The following is a 15,358-nucleotide window of genomic DNA, read 5'->3' as shown; positions in this document are numbered from 1 at the left end:
CCCGTAGGAAGCGAAGAGACATGACTGCTACTGCAGAAAAGAAAACCAGTAAAGACACCGCTGGCCGCGTCGTCCGGGTCACCGGCCCGGTCGTCGACGTCGAGTTCCCCCGCGGCTCGGTGCCCGAACTGTTCAATGCGCTTCACGCTGAGATCTCGTACAAGGATCTGGCGAAGACGCTGACGCTGGAGGTCGCCCAACATCTCGGCGATAATCTCGTGCGGTGCATTTCGCTGCAGCCAACCGATGGTTTGGTGCGCGGCGTCGACGTGAACGACACCGGAGCGTCCATCTCCGTGCCGGTCGGCGACGGCGTCAAGGGCCACGTCTTCAATGCGCTCGGTGACTGTCTGGACGAGCCGGGCTACGGCAAGGACTTCGACAAGTGGTCGATCCACCGCAAGCCACCGCCCTTCAACGAGCTCGAGCCGCGCACCGAGATGCTGGAGACGGGCCTGAAGGTCGTCGACCTGCTCACCCCGTACGTCCGCGGCGGCAAGATCGCGCTGTTCGGCGGCGCAGGCGTTGGCAAGACGGTGCTGATCCAGGAGATGATCAACCGCATCGCCCGGAACTTCGGCGGCACGTCGGTGTTCGCCGGTGTTGGAGAGCGGACCCGTGAGGGCAACGACCTGTGGGTCGAGCTGGGCGACGCCGACGTGCTGAAGGACACCGCGCTGGTGTTCGGGCAGATGGACGAGCCGCCCGGCACCCGTATGCGCGTCGCGCTGTCGGCCCTCACGATGGCCGAGTACTTCCGCGACGAGCAGGAGCAGGACGTGCTGCTGTTCATCGACAACATCTTCCGGTTCACCCAGGCCGGTTCTGAGGTGTCCACGCTGCTGGGCCGCATGCCGTCCGCGGTGGGCTATCAGCCGACGCTGGCCGACGAGATGGGCGAGCTGCAGGAACGCATCACGTCGACCCGCGGCAGGTCCATCACCTCGATGCAGGCGGTGTACGTGCCCGCCGACGACTACACAGACCCGGCGCCTGCGACCACGTTCGCCCACCTCGACGCCACCACGGAGCTCTCCAGGAATGTGTTCTCCAAGGGCATCTTCCCGGCGGTGGATCCGTTGGCTTCCAGCTCGACGATCCTTGATCCGAGTGTCGTCGGCGACGAGCACTATCGAGTCGCCCAGGAAGTCATTCGTATCCTGCAGCGCTACAAGGACCTTCAGGACATCATCGCGATTCTCGGTATCGACGAGCTCGCTGAGGAGGACAAGCAGCTGGTGCAGCGGGCCCGCCGTATCGAGCGCTTCCTGTCGCAAAACATGATGGCTGCCGAGCAGTTCACCGGTCAGCCGGGTTCCACTGTTCCGCTGAAGGAGACGATCGAGGCGTTCGACAAGCTGAGCAAGGGCGACTTCGATCACCTGCCCGAGCAGGCGTTCTTCCTCATCGGCGGTCTCGAGGATTTGCAGAAGAAGGCCGAAAGCCTCGGCGCCAAGATGGATGACAACGCCAGTGACGGTGCGCCGGCGTCTGATGACGACAACGAGGATGACGACGGCAAGGACAAGGCCGAAGACGACAAGTCCGAGGCCAAGGACAAGGCCGAAGCCGACGACAAGGACGAGGACAAAGACAGCGCCAAGGTCCAGCCCAAGAACGACGCCAAGGACGATGGCGAAGACAAGAGCGAATAGTCATGGCTGAACTCGAAGTCGACATTGTTGCGGTAGAGCGCGAGATCTGGTCTGGCAAGGCCACCTTCGTGTTCACCCGCACCACCTCGGGAGAAATCGGCATCCTGCCGCGCCACATCCCGTTGGTGGCGCAGCTCGTCGACGATGCCATGGTGCGTGTGGAGCGTGAGGGCGAAGAGGATCTCCGTGTCGCTATCGACGGCGGCTTCATGTCGGTCACCGACGAAGGCGTGATCATCCTCGCCGAGTCGGCCGAACTCGAGTCCGAGATAGACGCAGAGGCAGCGAAGCGCGATTCCGAGTCCGACGACGAAGCGACCGCCGCCAGAGGCCGTGCCAGGCTGCGCGCCCTGGGCCAGATCGACTAGGGCGGCCGATGAGCGCGTCCATGCTGATCATGGTCGCGCTGGTGGGTGTGCTCCTTCTTGTCGTCGTCGCGTTGTCCTATCGGCTGTGGAAGCTGCGGCAGGTCGGCGGAACCGCAGCCATCCTGCGCGACTATCCGGCTGTGGGCGGCCAGGGTTGGCGGCACGGTGTGATGCGGTATCGGGGCGGCGAAGCCGGTTTCTACCGGCTGTCCAGTCTGCGGTGGTGGCCCGACCGCACGCTGAGCCGCCGGGGCCTGGAGATCGTGTCGCGGCGGTCACCGCGGGGCGACGAGTTCGACATCATGACCGACGCGATCGTCATTCTGGAGCTGCGTGACACGAGCCCGGAACGCCGCCGTGGGTACGAGGTCGCCCTCGATCGGGGTGCCTTGACGGCGTTTCAGTCGTGGTTGGAGTCACGTCCCTCGTCACGGGCCCGCCGCAGAACTGCCTAATCCGTCGCGCCGCCGGGTTGCCACAACACGTCGCCGCCGGGATTTGCGACTCTGCACAGAATGAACAGCAGATCGGACAGCCGGTTCAAGTACTTGGCCGGCAAGACATTCACGCTTTCCGGATGAGCTTCTATCGCGCGCCACGCGGACCGCTCAGCCCTGCGCGCCACAGTGCGGGCCACGTGCAGTAACGCCGACAGCGGTGTACCACCCGGCAGCACAAAGGAATTCAGCGCCGGAAGGGGAGCGTTGAATTCATCACACCAGCCCTCGAGCCGGTCGACGTAGCTCTGGTCGATGCGCAGCGGCGGATGCTCGGGCTTCTCGACAACCGGAGTCGACAGGTCAGCGCCTGCGTCGAAGAGATCGTTCTGGATTTGGCGTAGCACCTTGCGCATTTGCTCGTCTGGGTCACCCATGGAGACGGCGACGCCGATCGCGGCGTTGGTCTCATCGCAGTCGGCGTAGGCGGCAAGACGCGCGTCGTTCTTGGAAACGCGGCTGAAGTCGCTCAATCCGGTGGTCCCGTCGTCGCCGGTACGGGTGTAGATGCGAGTGAGGTGCACAGCCATGGTCAAACGGTACCGCCGGCCGCGCCGCCGCGGATTCGGACACCACCCCCGCCGCTGTCTAAACTAACCGGCGTGAGCGAGCGTTTCGTGGTCACCGGTGGTAACCGGTTGTCAGGCGAAGTTGGCGTCGGGGGGGCCAAGAACAGTGTGCTGAAGCTGATGGCGGCCACGTTGCTCGCCGAGGGAACCAGCACGATCACGAACTGTCCGGACATTCTCGACGTGCCCTTGATGGCAGAGGTGCTTCGCGGGCTCGGGGCCAACGTGGAGCTCGACGGGGACACGGTCCGCATCACTTCCCCCGACGAACCCAAATACGACGCCGATTTCGCCGCCGTCCGGCAGTTTCGGGCCTCCGTCTGTGTGCTGGGGCCGCTGGTCGGCCGCTGCAAGCGGGCCAAGGTCGCCCTGCCCGGCGGCGATGCGATCGGCTCGCGGCCCCTGGATATGCACCAGGCGGGCCTTCGGCAGCTAGGCGCCACCTGCAACATCGAGCATGGGTGCGTGGTCGCCGAAGCAGAGCACCTGCGCGGAGCGGAGATTCAGCTCGAATTTCCGTCTGTCGGCGCCACGGAGAACATCCTGATGGCCGCGGTGGTCGCCGAGGGCGTCACCACAATCCACAACGCCGCACGTGAACCCGACGTCGTCGATCTGTGCACGATGCTCAATCAGATGGGCGCGCAGATCGAGGGTGCCGGCTCGTCGACGATGACGATCACCGGTGTCGACCGGCTCCATCCCACAGAGCATCGCGTGATCGGCGACCGGATCGTCGCCGCCACCTGGGGTATCGCGGCCGCGATGACCAGGGGCGACATCTCGGTCACCGGCGTCGACCCGCAACATCTTCAGTTGGTGCTGCACAAGCTGCACGACGCGGGCGCGACCGTGACCCAGAGTGACGACGGCTTTCGCATAGTGCAGTACGAGCGGCCGAAGGCGATCAACGTCGCGACCCTGCCGTTTCCGGGCTTTCCGACCGATCTACAGCCGATGGCGATCGCTCTGGCCTCCATCGCCGACGGAACGTCGATGATCACCGAGAACGTATTCGAGGCGCGGTTCAGGTTCGTCGAGGAAATGATCCGGCTGGGTGCCGATGCCAGGACCGATGGCCATCACGCCGTGGTCCGCGGCCTTCCGCAGCTGTCGAGTGCGCCGGTCTGGTCCTCGGACATCCGCGCGGGCGCCGGTCTGGTGCTCGCCGGCCTGGTCGCCGACGGAGACACCGAGGTGCACGACGTCTTCCACATCGACCGGGGCTACCCGCTATTCGTGGAAAACCTGGTCAACCTGGGTGCCGAGATCGAACGAGTGGCTTAGCCCGGCCCATGTCCGGACCCCATTTGGGACTCCCGTGCCTAAAGGAGTAGTCTGTTCCAAGTAACCCACGTCCCCAGATTTGCACTGGCGGACGGGGTTTGACGTCTCTGACCAGGTCGAGTACTATGGCAGGGTTGCCTTTAAACGGGTGCTGTTGTTTGAGAACTCAATAGTGTGTTTGGTGGTTTTTGTTTGTTGTTTTTGTTTGTGGCCATGCCGAACACTCCCCGTGTGTGGGTGTGGTCTGTTTTTTGCCAGTTTTGACTGGTTGCTTTGATCGGATTGTTCTGATTCGAATTCTGCCTCGTTGTGTTTGAGGGGTTTTTGTTTGGAGAGTTTGATCCTGGCTCAGGACGAACGCTGGCGGCGTGCTTAACACATGCAAGTCGAACGGTAAGGCCCTTTCGGGGGTACACGAGTGGCGAACGGGTGAGTAACACGTGGGTGATCTGCCCTGCACTTTGGGATAAGCCTGGGAAACTGGGTCTAATACCGAATAGGACTACGCGATGCATGTCGTGTGGTGGAAAGCTTTTGCGGTGTGGGATGGGCCCGCGGCCTATCAGCTTGTTGGTGGGGTGATGGCCTACCAAGGCGACGACGGGTAGCCGGCCTGAGAGGGTGTCCGGCCACACTGGGACTGAGATACGGCCCAGACTCCTACGGGAGGCAGCAGTGGGGAATATTGCACAATGGGCGCAAGCCTGATGCAGCGACGCCGCGTGAGGGATGACGGCCTTCGGGTTGTAAACCTCTTTCAACGCCGACGAAGCGTAAGTGACGGTAGGCGTAGAAGAAGCACCGGCCAACTACGTGCCAGCAGCCGCGGTAATACGTAGGGTGCGAGCGTTGTCCGGAATTACTGGGCGTAAAGAGCTCGTAGGTGGTTTGTCGCGTTGTTCGTGAAAACTCACAACTCAATTGTGGGCGTGCGGGCGATACGGGCAGACTGGAGTACTGCAGGGGAGACTGGAATTCCTGGTGTAGCGGTGGAATGCGCAGATATCAGGAGGAACACCGGTGGCGAAGGCGGGTCTCTGGGCAGTAACTGACGCTGAGGAGCGAAAGCGTGGGGAGCGAACAGGATTAGATACCCTGGTAGTCCACGCCGTAAACGGTGGGTACTAGGTGTGGGTTTCCTTCCTTGGGATCCGTGCCGTAGCTAACGCATTAAGTACCCCGCCTGGGGAGTACGGCCGCAAGGCTAAAACTCAAAGGAATTGACGGGGGCCCGCACAAGCGGCGGAGCATGTGGATTAATTCGATGCAACGCGAAGAACCTTACCTGGGTTTGACATGCACAGGACGCCGGCAGAGATGTCGGTTCCCTTGTGGCCTGTGTGCAGGTGGTGCATGGCTGTCGTCAGCTCGTGTCGTGAGATGTTGGGTTAAGTCCCGCAACGAGCGCAACCCTTGTCTCATGTTGCCAGCGGGTAATGCCGGGGACTCGTGAGAGACTGCCGGGGTCAACTCGGAGGAAGGTGGGGATGACGTCAAGTCATCATGCCCCTTATGTCCAGGGCTTCACACATGCTACAATGGCCGGTACAAAGGGCTGCGATGCCGTGAGGTGGAGCGAATCCTTGTTAAAGCCGGTCTCAGTTCGGATCGGGGTCTGCAACTCGACCCCGTGAAGTCGGAGTCGCTAGTAATCGCAGATCAGCAACGCTGCGGTGAATACGTTCCCGGGCCTTGTACACACCGCCCGTCACGTCATGAAAGTCGGTAACACCCGAAGCCGGTGGCCTAACCCCTTGGGGAGGGAGCCGTCGAAGGTGGGATCGGCGATTGGGACGAAGTCGTAACAAGGTAGCCGTACCGGAAGGTGCGGCTGGATCACCTCCTTTCTAAGGAGCACCAATTCATTCCCCCGTGCCTCACATGTGTGAGGGGTTCGCGGTTGGGATATCAGTGCCGGCGCCTGTAGTGGGTTGCCGGTGGGTGCACGACAAACGTTGAGCCGGTTCGGGTTTCGAGTGATCGAACGCCGGTGAGGGATCACCAGACACACTATTGGGCTTTGAGGCAACAGGCCCGCTATCTCTTCGTCCCGAGGGTGGGAAACCGGGGATAGGGTTTAGGTTGTCGCCCTGCTTTGGTGGTGGGGTGTGGTGTTTGATTTGTGGATAGTGGTTGCGAGCATCTAACACGCAGACGTTGTTTGTGTGTTGATGTGCAATTTCAGAGTTTTTTAACTCATATGATTTTTGGTTTTTTGTGTTGTAAGTGTTTAAGGGCGCATGGTGGATGCCTTGGCACTGAGAGCCGATGAAGGACGTGGGAGGCTGCGATATGCCTCGGGGAGCTGTCAACCGAGCGTGGATCCGAGGATGTCCGAATGGGGAAACCCGGCGCGAGTGATGTCGTGTCACCTGCTGGTGAATATATAGCCAGTTGGGAGGTAACGCGGGGAAGTGAAACATCTCAGTACCCGTAGGAAGAGAAAACAATTGTGATTCCGTGAGTAGTGGCGAGCGAAAGCGGAGGATGGCTAAACCGGATGCATGTGATACCCGGCGGGGGTTGTGTGTGCGGTGTTGTGGGGCGTTTCTTCTCTCATCCGCCGATGAGGGCGAAAGTGATAAACCGTGGTGTTAGGTGAAGTGGCCTGGGATGGCCTGTCCGGAGAGGGTGAGAGCCCCGTAACCGAAAACATCGCGGCTTTCGTGGAACTGTCCCCGAGTAGCAGCGGGCCCGTGGAATCTGCTGTGAATCTGCCGGGACCACCCGGTAAGCCTGAATACTTCTCAGTGACCGATAGCGGATTAGTACCGTGAGGGAATGGTGAAAAGTACCCCGGGAGGGGAGTGAAAGAGTACCTGAAACCGTGTGCCTACAAGCCGTCAGAGCCCTCCACCTCGTGGTGGGGTGATGGCGTGCCTTTTGAAGAATGAGCCTGCGAGTCAGGGACATGTCGCGAGGTTAACCCGTTGAGGGGTAGCCGCAGCGAAAGCGAGTCTGAATAGGGCGTATCCCCGGTAGGGGTGTAGTGGTGTGTTCTGGACCCGAAGCGGAGTGATCTACCCATGGCCAGGGTGAAGCGACGGTAAGACGTCGTGGAGGCCCGAACCCACTTAGGTTGAAGACTGAGGGGATGAGCTGTGGGTAGGGGTGAAAGGCCAATCAAACTCCGTGATAGCTGGTTCTCCCCGAAATGCATTTAGGTGCAGCGTTGCGTGTTTCTTGCCGGAGGTAGAGCTACTGGATGGCCGATGGGCCCTACTAGGTTACTGACGTCAGCCAAACTCCGAATGCCGGTAAGTCAATAGCGTGGCAGTGAGACGGCGGGGGATAAGCTCCGTGCGTCGAGAGGGAAACAGCCCAGATCGCCGGCTAAGGCCCCTAAGCGTGTGCTAAGTGGAAAAGGATGTGCAGTCGCAAAGACAACCAGGAGGTTGGCTTAGAAGCAGCCACCCTTGAAAGAGTGCGTAATAGCTCACTGGTCAAGTGATTGTGCGCCGATAATGTAGCGGGGCTCAAGCACACCGCCGAAGCCGCGGCAGCCGCAAGGCTGGGTAGGGGAGCGTCCTGCATCCGGTGAAGCCACCGAGTGATCGAGTGGTGGAGGGTGTGGGAGTGAGAATGCAGGCATGAGTAGCGATAAGGCAAGTGAGAACCTTGCCCGCCGAAAGACCAAGGGTTCCTGGGCCAGGCCAGTCCGCCCAGGGTGAGTCGGGACCTAAGGCGAGGCCGACAGGCGTAGTCGATGGACAACGGGTTGATATTCCCGTACCCGTGTGTGCGCGTCCCTGACGAATCAGAGGTACTAACCACCCAAAAGATGGACCACCAGCGACCTTCGGGTCAATGGGGTTTATCGGCTGCGTGGAACCTTCTCTGGTAGTAGTCAAGCGATGGGGTGACGCAGGAAGGTAGCCGTACCAGTCAGTGGTAATACTGGGGTAAACCTGTAGGGAGAACGATAGGCAAATCCGTCGTTCACTAATCCTGAGAGGTGATGCATAGCCGAGTGAGGCGAATTCGGTGATCCTATGCTGCCAAGAAAAGCCTCTAGTGAGTACACACACGGCCCGTACCCCAAACCGACACAGGTGGTCAGGTAGAGAATACCGAGGCGTACGAGTGAACTATGGTTAAGGAACTCGGCAAAATGCCCCCGTAACTTCGGGAGAAGGGGGACCCACACACCGTCAACCGGCTTGCCCGGGGCAGCGGGAGTGGGTGGCACAAACCAGTGAGAAGCGACTGTTTACTAAAAACACAGGTCCGTGCGAAGTCGCAAGACGATGTATACGGACTGACGCCTGCCCGGTGCTGGAAGGTTAAGAGGACCCGTTAACCCCCTCGGGGTGAAGCGGAGAATTTAAGCCCCAGTAAACGGCGGTGGTAACTATAACCATCCTAAGGTAGCGAAATTCCTTGTCGGGTAAGTTCCGACCTGCACGAATGGCGTAACGACTTCTCAGCTGTCTCAACCATAGACTCGGCGAAATTGCACTACGAGTAAAGATGCTCGTTACGCGCGGCAGGACGAAAAGACCCCGGGACCTTCACTACAACTTGGTATTGGTGCTCGATACGGTTTGTGTAGGATAGGTGGGAGACTATGAAGCCATCACGCCAGTGATGGTGGAGTCGCTGTTGAAATACCACTCTGACCGTATTGGGCCTCTAACCTCGAACCGTCTATCCGGTTCAGGAACAGTGCCTGGTGGGTAGTTTAACTGGGGCGGTTGCCTCCTAAAATGTAACGGAGGCGCCCAAAGGTTCCCTCAACCTGGACGGCAATCAGGTGTTGAGTGTAAGTGCACAAGGGAGCTTGACTGCGAGACTGACACGTCAAGCAGGGACGAAAGTCGGGACTAGTGATCCGGCACCCCCGAGTGGAAGGGGTGTCGCTCAACGGATAAAAGGTACCCCGGGGATAACAGGCTGATCTTCCCCAAGAGTCCATATCGACGGGATGGTTTGGCACCTCGATGTCGGCTCGTCGCATCCTGGGGCTGGAGCAGGTCCCAAGGGTTGGGCTGTTCGCCCATTAAAGCGGCACGCGAGCTGGGTTTAGAACGTCGTGAGACAGTTCGGTCTCTATCCGCCGCGCGCGTCAGAAGCTTGAGGAAACCTGTCCCTAGTACGAGAGGACCGGGACGGACGAACCTCTGGTCTACCAGTTGTCCCACCAGGGGCACCGCTGGATCGCCACGTTCGGACAGGATAACCGCTGAAAGCATCTAAGCGGGAAACCCCCTCCAAGACCAGGCTTCTCACCCATCAAGTGGGATAAGGCCCCCCGCAGACCACGGGATCAATAGACCAGACCTGCACACCCAGCAATGGACAAAGGGAACTGGCACTAACCGGCCGAAAACTTACACACAACCAAAACCCGCAACCACAAACCACACCAGGTCAAACAACCCCACCCCACCACCAAACACAACTTCACCCACAAGTGAACAAAGTTACGGCGGAAATAGCGACAGGGAAACGCCCGGACCCATCCCGAACCCGGAAGCTAAGCCTGCCAGCGCCGATGATACTACCCAACCCGGGTGGAAAAGTAGGACACCGCCGAACACACATTAGGATCGCCCCCCACGCTCGCGTGGGGGGCGATTCCTTTTGTTCAGTCGAAAAGCGTTGGCGTCACTGGATTTCTACTTCGCTCCAGAGCCAGCAGCGCTCGCTTCCGGTCCAATCCGCCGCCGTACCCGGTGAGGCTGCCGTTGGTGCCGATCACCCGGTGGCAGGGCACGATGATGCCGATTGGATTGTGGCCGTTGGCTAATCCGACCGCACGCGAGGCGCCGGGTGAACCGATCTGCGCCGCGATCTCGCCGTACGACCGCGTCTGTCCGTACGGGATTGTCAGCAGTGCCGCCCACACGTTGCGCTGGAACTGCGTGCCCACCATGTCGAGATCGAGCTCGAAGTCGAAAAGCTCCCCGGCGAAGTAGGATTCGAGTTGTTCAACAGCCTCGGGAAACGCCGTGTCGTCGGATTCCCACCCGTCATGGCTCGGCTCGTATGTCTGGTCGACCATCCGAAGATGCCTCAGGCGACCGTCGCGGCCGGCGAGGGTGAGCAGTCCAACCGGGCTGTCGACAGAGCGGAATCGGATGGCTGACATCACTTCTCCTTCGTGGTCATCTGCTTCGCGCGGGCGTTCTTCGGCGGCCACTGATTGACCGCATGATCGAGTGCTGTCCAGAGATGTTGGGCGGCATAGGATCTCCATGGCCGCCAGCGACTACTGTGCGCGGTGAGCGCACGCGTATCCTCCGGAAGACCAAGCTGTTTGGCGGCAACGAGAACCCCGAGGTCGGTGGCGGGAAACGCGTCCGGGTCGCCGAGGCCGCGCATGGCTATGACCTCCGCGGTCCACGGTCCGATCCCCGGCAGCGCAAGCAGTTGCTGGCGGGCGCGGTTCCAGTCGCAGCCTGCGTCGAGCACGACACTGCCGTCAGCCAGCGCCTTGACGAGGGAAACCAGCGATCCTTGACGGGATTTGGGAAATGCGAGATGAACCGGATCGATATCGGCCAGATCATCGATCGCCGGGAAGACATGGGTGAGCCCGCCGCCGGCATCGGTCAGTGGCTGTCCATAGGCGGCGACGATCCTGGCGGCGTGAGTGCGGGCCGCCTTGACCGACACCTGCTGGCCAAGCACGACGCGCAGCGCGAGTTCGCGCTCGTCGACAGTTCGCGGGATCCGTTGTCCCGGCGCCTTGGCGACCAGTGCACCGAGATCCGGGTCGGCGCCGAGCGCGTCGACCACGGCCTCGGGATCGGCGTCGAGATCCAGTAGACGCCTGCAGCGGGCGATCGCAGTGGCCAGATCCCTGAAGTCGTCCAGCGTGAGCGTGCAGCGCACATGGTCGGGTTCGGGTGTGAGGCTGGCGATCCCGTTCCCTGCGGGCAAGCGCAGAGTCCGCCGGTATGCTCCATCGCGAACCTCTTCCACGCCCGGGACCGCGCACGCCGCGAGGTGGCCGAACAATCCTTCGTACGAGAACGGAGTACGAACCGGTAGCCGCAGCGACAGTGTTCCGGCCGAGGCGGCTTCGCTGCGGCCGAACTTGGACCGTGCCCGACTACGCAACTCCGTTGGGGTGCGGGCACACACCGTGCGCACCGTGTCGTTGAACTGCCGGATCGACGAGAACCCCGCCGCGAAGGCGACATCGCCGAACGGCAGATCCGTCGTCTCGATCAGCACCCGCGCGGTCTGTGTCCGTTGCGCACGCGCGAGCGCCAGCGGGTTTGCCCCCACCTCCGCCTGCAGCATTCGCTCGAGTTGACGGGTGGTGTAGCCGACGCGGGCGGCGAGGCCGGTGACCCCGTCGCGGTCGACGGTGCCGTCGGCGATCAGGCGCATCGCCCTCGCGACTACGTCGCCGCGCACATTCCATTCCGGAGAGCCCGGTGACGCGTCCGGGCGGCACCGCTTGCAGGCCCGGAAGCCCGCACACTGGGCGGCCGCCGCGGTCGGATAGAACCGCACATTGCGGGCGAAAGGCGGCCGAACGGGGCAACTGGGCCTGCAGTAGATCTTGGTGGTCAGCACGGCGGTGACGAACCAGCCGTCGAACCGGGCGTCCTTGGACTGGACGGCTCGGTAGCAGCGTTCGAAATCTTCGTGCACGTCTATGACAATTACACGACGCCACCGACATCACTGGCGGAAAACCGACATCGTCGTCGAACGGCCGGGAACATGACCGGATACCCAAACCGATGAGTTTTCGGGGCCACCTCAGTCTCCTCAGATGAAGCCGAACTCACCACAGCTGCGTGGAGGACATGTGACCAGAACCAATCTTTCGATGTCGGTCTCTGCCGACGGCTACGTTGCCGGGCCAGGCCAGTGCGAGGCGGAGCCGCTCGGCGTCGGCGGCGAGGCGCTTCATCACTGGCACCTGGGCCCATGCAAGAACCATCCCGTCAACCAGCAGGTGGTCTCCGACATGATGGACGGCATGGGAGCGACGATCATGGGCCGCAACATGTTCGGCCCCATTCGCGGCGAGTGGGGGCACTCGGATTGGAACGGCTGGTGGGGCGCCGTCCCGCCCTACCACTGCCCTGTGTTCGTCCTGACTCACTACCCACACGACCCGATCGAGATGGAGGGTGGGACCACCTTTCACTTCGTCACCGACGGGATCGCGTCGGCCTACGTCCAGGCTGAGGCGGCTGCGGGTGGGCGCGCCATCTCGATCGCCGGAGGGGCCTTCTGCGCCCGGCAGGCAATCGCGGCAGGCTTCGTTGACGAGATCGATCTTCAGGTCAGCCCGGTGATACTCGGTTCTGGTGAGCGCCTGTTCGACGGGTTCGAGGCGGGCAAGCCCACACTCGAGCTGGCCCGGGTGCTCGAAGCACCCGGTGTGGTTCATCTGCGCTACCGCGTCGTCAGATGACCCCGTCGGCTGACGTCACAGCACCAGCGGGACGGCGCGCCAGTCGGCCAACGGCTCTTGCAGACCCTTGGCGAGCAGCGGCAGCTGCGGTATGAGGGAGAGACAGGCGACGAACTGAAGACGGCGGGCGCCGTCCACCACCCGTGGACGTGTGGGTCGGTCTCTCGCAGCCCGCGTTCCCTGGCCGCGATGTTGTAATCCGCGGTCGCATCCGGTCCCATCAACGTGAGATCCCATTCGACCGGACCTATTGTCACATCCTCGAAATCGGAGAACCGGATACCGCTCTTGGTCCGAATTACATTGTGTGACGGGCTATCTCCTTGGACGGCTTGCACGCCGATGCCCGGGAACGCCGCCTGGAACCCCGCCCGGTCGGACAAGACGGACCGCAGCGTGTCGTACTCGGCATGCGCCCTGTCGATCTCCGCGGGGGGCAGGAGGTCGACATCTTCGAGCGCGGCTAGCATCTCGGGAAGACCGTGGTTGAACGGTGCCAAAAACGGCAGGGGTCCCGGATATCCCGCGAGCCGCGCATGCAGCTCGGCGCTCCACGCTATGTCGACGCCGTGGCAGGGCTCGTGGTCGTCGGCGACGTCGGCGAGTTTCCAGAACGTCATCGGGAACCCGTCGCGCCGGACCGGCACACGCGGTACGAGAGGCGACGGCGGCACCACCGGCACGCCCTGCTCGTCGAGCCACGCTACGACGTCGAGTTCGCGCTGTTGGCGAGCCCACTGCTCATTCGGTGCCGTCCCGGCGGTCAGGACTACGGGGATGCGTGCGACCACCGGTTGCGGCGCAAGGTGGACCACGACGGAGAACACGTCATGCAGGACCGCTGCGCGCTGAACCCGCAGGCCCAACTCTTCCGCCGCGGCGACAGCCGCCGTGGTGGCACCCCTGGTGCGGTCGGCCAATTGCTCGCCGGTCATGGTCTTCACTTGCAGGTCACACCGGCAGCGCGAGCCTCGTCGGGTCGTCGTGACCTCGAAGCGTGACAGTGTCGCCGAGCGTCCATTGCGCGCGCTCCTCCTCGGTAGCGGTTTCCACCGCATCGGAGGACGCGAGCAGGCGGCCCGGCGCGTCCTTGGCCAGCTCGCAGAGGCGAGCGGCCTCGTTCACCGGTTCGCCTATGACCGTGTATTCGAAGCGTTCCTTTGCGCCGAGGTTTCCTGCCACCGCCTCGCCGGAGGCGACTCCGATGCCCGCCTCGCACTCCGGCACCTCCTCGCTGATGCGCCGAGCGATGGCGCGGGCCGCGGCCAGCGCCTCGGACTCCGGATTGTCGAGACGGATCGGCGCTCCGAATACCGCCAGTGCCGCATCACCCTCGAATTTGTTGACGAATCCGTTGTGGCGGTCGACCTCCTCGACGATCACCGCGAAGAAGCGATTCAACAGGTCGACGACTTCAGTCGCCGGCCGACCGGTGACCAGCTGGGTAGAGCCGATGATATCGACGAAGATCATCGCGACATGGCGTTCCTCGCCGCCCAACTTGACTTGTTGTTGTTCGGCTGCCGCGGCGACTTCGCGTCCGACGTGCCTGCCGAACAGATCGCGGACGCGTTCACGCTCCTTCAGCCCCTCGACCATCGAGTTGAATCCGCGCTGCAGCTCGCCCAACTCGGTGCCGTCGAATACCACGAGGCTGCAATTCAAATCACCGTTCTCGACGTGCTTGAGCGCAGAGCGTACGGCGCGTACGGGGGTGGCGGTAAGCCATGACAACAGCCACATCAGAATGGCGCCGAAGAAGAGAGTCGCGGCAGCGATGCCCAGGACGGCGTAAGCGAATTGGGTTTCCGTGAGGTTCTCCAGCGACAAAGCGAAGATTGCGGTCACCGCGATGCCGAGCACTGGCACGCCGGAACCCGAAAGCCACACGAGCATCGTCCGTCCCATGATTCCGTCGAGGAGCCGGTGAGGTGGGGGGCCGGCTTCCAGTGCCTGGGCGGCGACTGGGCGAAGCGCGAACTCGGTGATCATGTAGCAGCCGGTGGCCACCAACACACCGGGGAAGCTGATCGCAAACAGGAAGCGTGGGATGAAGTCCGCGTCGTGCAGGCCATACAGGACAGTCAGCAGCGCCGTGCCGATACCCCACAGCACGAGGACCATCCTGGCCACCCGCCACGGCGCCACGAAAGTGTTGCGGTGATCGGTGCGGTTCGGTTTTCGTTCCTCGATTGACCACCGCAGCGAGTTCACGATTCGCCGGGTGACCCAGAAGGTGCCCAGCCCCAACGCCAGCACTATGTAGGCAGGAGCGACCCCGAACGTCAGCCATGCCGGGACGTCGGAGAAGACGCTCGGCACGGGAAAGGCAAACGCCACCAGCATCGTCGCGACGACGATGCCCATCATGTTCGTGAACAGGATGAAGAACGTCAGGATGACCTGAATCCGCACCCTTCGGCGCAGCTGACTCTCGGTCTCCCGGCCCAGCAACCAGGAGCCGTAATCGGGCGTCGTGGACAGCCGACCGCTCTGCCGAGTCACTGTTTCCAGGACCCGGCCCAGCTTGTGCGCGACACCCTTTTTCGAGTTCATCCGGTGTCAGCCTAATTTGCCGGTGCCCTGGCCATAAGGTTGA

General features: G+C 62.1%; 9 protein-coding genes, 3 rRNA genes and 1 pseudogene. 8 read left to right on the top strand and 5 right to left on the bottom strand.

The annotated features are described in order from the left end of the window. Positions 1 to 20: 20 nt before the first annotated feature. The 3 genes and pseudogenes from atpD to C6A82_RS19285 all read left to right on the top strand — a co-directional run. Positions 21 to 1,460, top strand: a pseudogene (gene atpD / locus C6A82_RS19295) (F0F1 ATP synthase subunit beta); the annotation flags it as partial. 197 nt (positions 1,461 to 1,657) lie between these two features. Next, a complete protein-coding gene (locus tag C6A82_RS19290) occupies positions 1,658 to 2,023 on the top strand; it encodes a F0F1 ATP synthase subunit epsilon (RefSeq protein WP_105343203.1) in 366 nt (121 codons plus the stop codon). Positions 2,024 to 2,031: 8 nt separating this feature from the next. Further along, entirely contained in the window at positions 2,032 to 2,478 is a 447-nt protein-coding gene (locus C6A82_RS19285) for a DUF2550 domain-containing protein (protein ID WP_199193654.1), read from the top strand. Here the strand turns inward: C6A82_RS19285 and C6A82_RS19280 are convergent. Beyond that, a complete protein-coding gene (locus C6A82_RS19280; protein ID WP_105343204.1) occupies positions 2,475 to 3,050 on the bottom strand; it encodes a cob(I)yrinic acid a,c-diamide adenosyltransferase in 576 nt (191 codons plus the stop codon). The two genes, C6A82_RS19285 and C6A82_RS19280, sit on opposite strands and share 4 nt — an antisense overlap. 72 nt (positions 3,051 to 3,122) lie before the next feature. Here C6A82_RS19280 and murA point away from each other — a divergent pair, with 72 nt between their 5' ends. The 4 genes from murA (at position 3,123) to rrf (ending at position 9,914) form a co-directional block, all read left to right on the top strand. Beyond that, positions 3,123 to 4,376 carry a UDP-N-acetylglucosamine 1-carboxyvinyltransferase gene (gene murA / locus C6A82_RS19275; protein ID WP_105343206.1) on the top strand — a complete coding sequence of 418 codons (1,254 nt, stop codon included), beginning with the start codon at positions 3,123 to 3,125 and terminating at the stop codon, positions 4,374 to 4,376. A 325-nt stretch (positions 4,377 to 4,701) separates the two neighbouring features. After that, a 16S ribosomal RNA gene (locus C6A82_RS19270) occupies positions 4,702 to 6,223 on the top strand. Positions 6,224 to 6,596: 373 nt separating this feature from the next. Next, positions 6,597 to 9,714: ribosomal RNA gene (locus C6A82_RS19265) — 23S ribosomal RNA — on the top strand. Positions 9,715 to 9,800: 86 nt separating this feature from the next. Continuing rightward, positions 9,801 to 9,914: ribosomal RNA gene (gene rrf, locus C6A82_RS19260) — 5S ribosomal RNA — on the top strand. Together the 16S, 23S and 5S rRNA genes form the textbook arrangement of a ribosomal RNA operon. Positions 9,915 to 9,963: 49 nt before the next feature. On the opposite strand, the gene C6A82_RS19255 is transcribed toward rrf, so the two are convergent. Both C6A82_RS19255 and C6A82_RS19250 read right to left on the bottom strand, forming a co-directional pair. After that, positions 9,964 to 10,467, bottom strand: a complete 504-nt coding sequence (locus tag C6A82_RS19255; RefSeq protein WP_199193608.1) for a methylated-DNA--[protein]-cysteine S-methyltransferase — start codon at positions 10,465 to 10,467, stop codon at positions 9,964 to 9,966. Beyond that, the gene (locus tag C6A82_RS19250) at positions 10,467 to 11,984 is read right to left on the bottom strand and encodes a DNA-3-methyladenine glycosylase 2 family protein (protein ID WP_105342207.1); all 1,518 of its coding nucleotides are present in this window, start codon (positions 11,982 to 11,984) and stop codon (positions 10,467 to 10,469) included. Before C6A82_RS19250 ends, C6A82_RS19255 begins: the two co-directional genes overlap by 1 nt. Before the next feature lie 160 nt (positions 11,985 to 12,144). Between C6A82_RS19250 and C6A82_RS19245 the strand changes: the two genes are divergently transcribed. After that, entirely contained in the window at positions 12,145 to 12,759 is a 615-nt protein-coding gene (locus tag C6A82_RS19245; RefSeq protein ID WP_105342217.1) for a dihydrofolate reductase family protein, read from the top strand. Here the strand turns inward: C6A82_RS19245 and C6A82_RS19240 are convergent. Further along, positions 12,741 to 13,694, bottom strand: coding sequence for a phosphotransferase (locus C6A82_RS19240; protein WP_233216749.1), 954 nt, complete (start codon positions 13,692 to 13,694; stop codon positions 12,741 to 12,743). The two genes, C6A82_RS19245 and C6A82_RS19240, sit on opposite strands and share 19 nt — an antisense overlap. Before the next feature lie 16 nt (positions 13,695 to 13,710). Further along, a complete protein-coding gene (locus C6A82_RS19235) occupies positions 13,711 to 15,315 on the bottom strand; it encodes an adenylate/guanylate cyclase domain-containing protein (protein ID WP_105342209.1) in 1,605 nt (534 codons plus the stop codon). Positions 15,316 to 15,358: the final 43 nt, after the last annotated feature.

The organism is Mycobacterium sp. ITM-2016-00318, assembly GCF_002968285.2.
Taxonomy (GTDB): domain Bacteria; phylum Actinomycetota; class Actinomycetes; order Mycobacteriales; family Mycobacteriaceae; genus Mycobacterium.
This window is presented reverse-complemented; position numbering and strand designations above follow the sequence as displayed.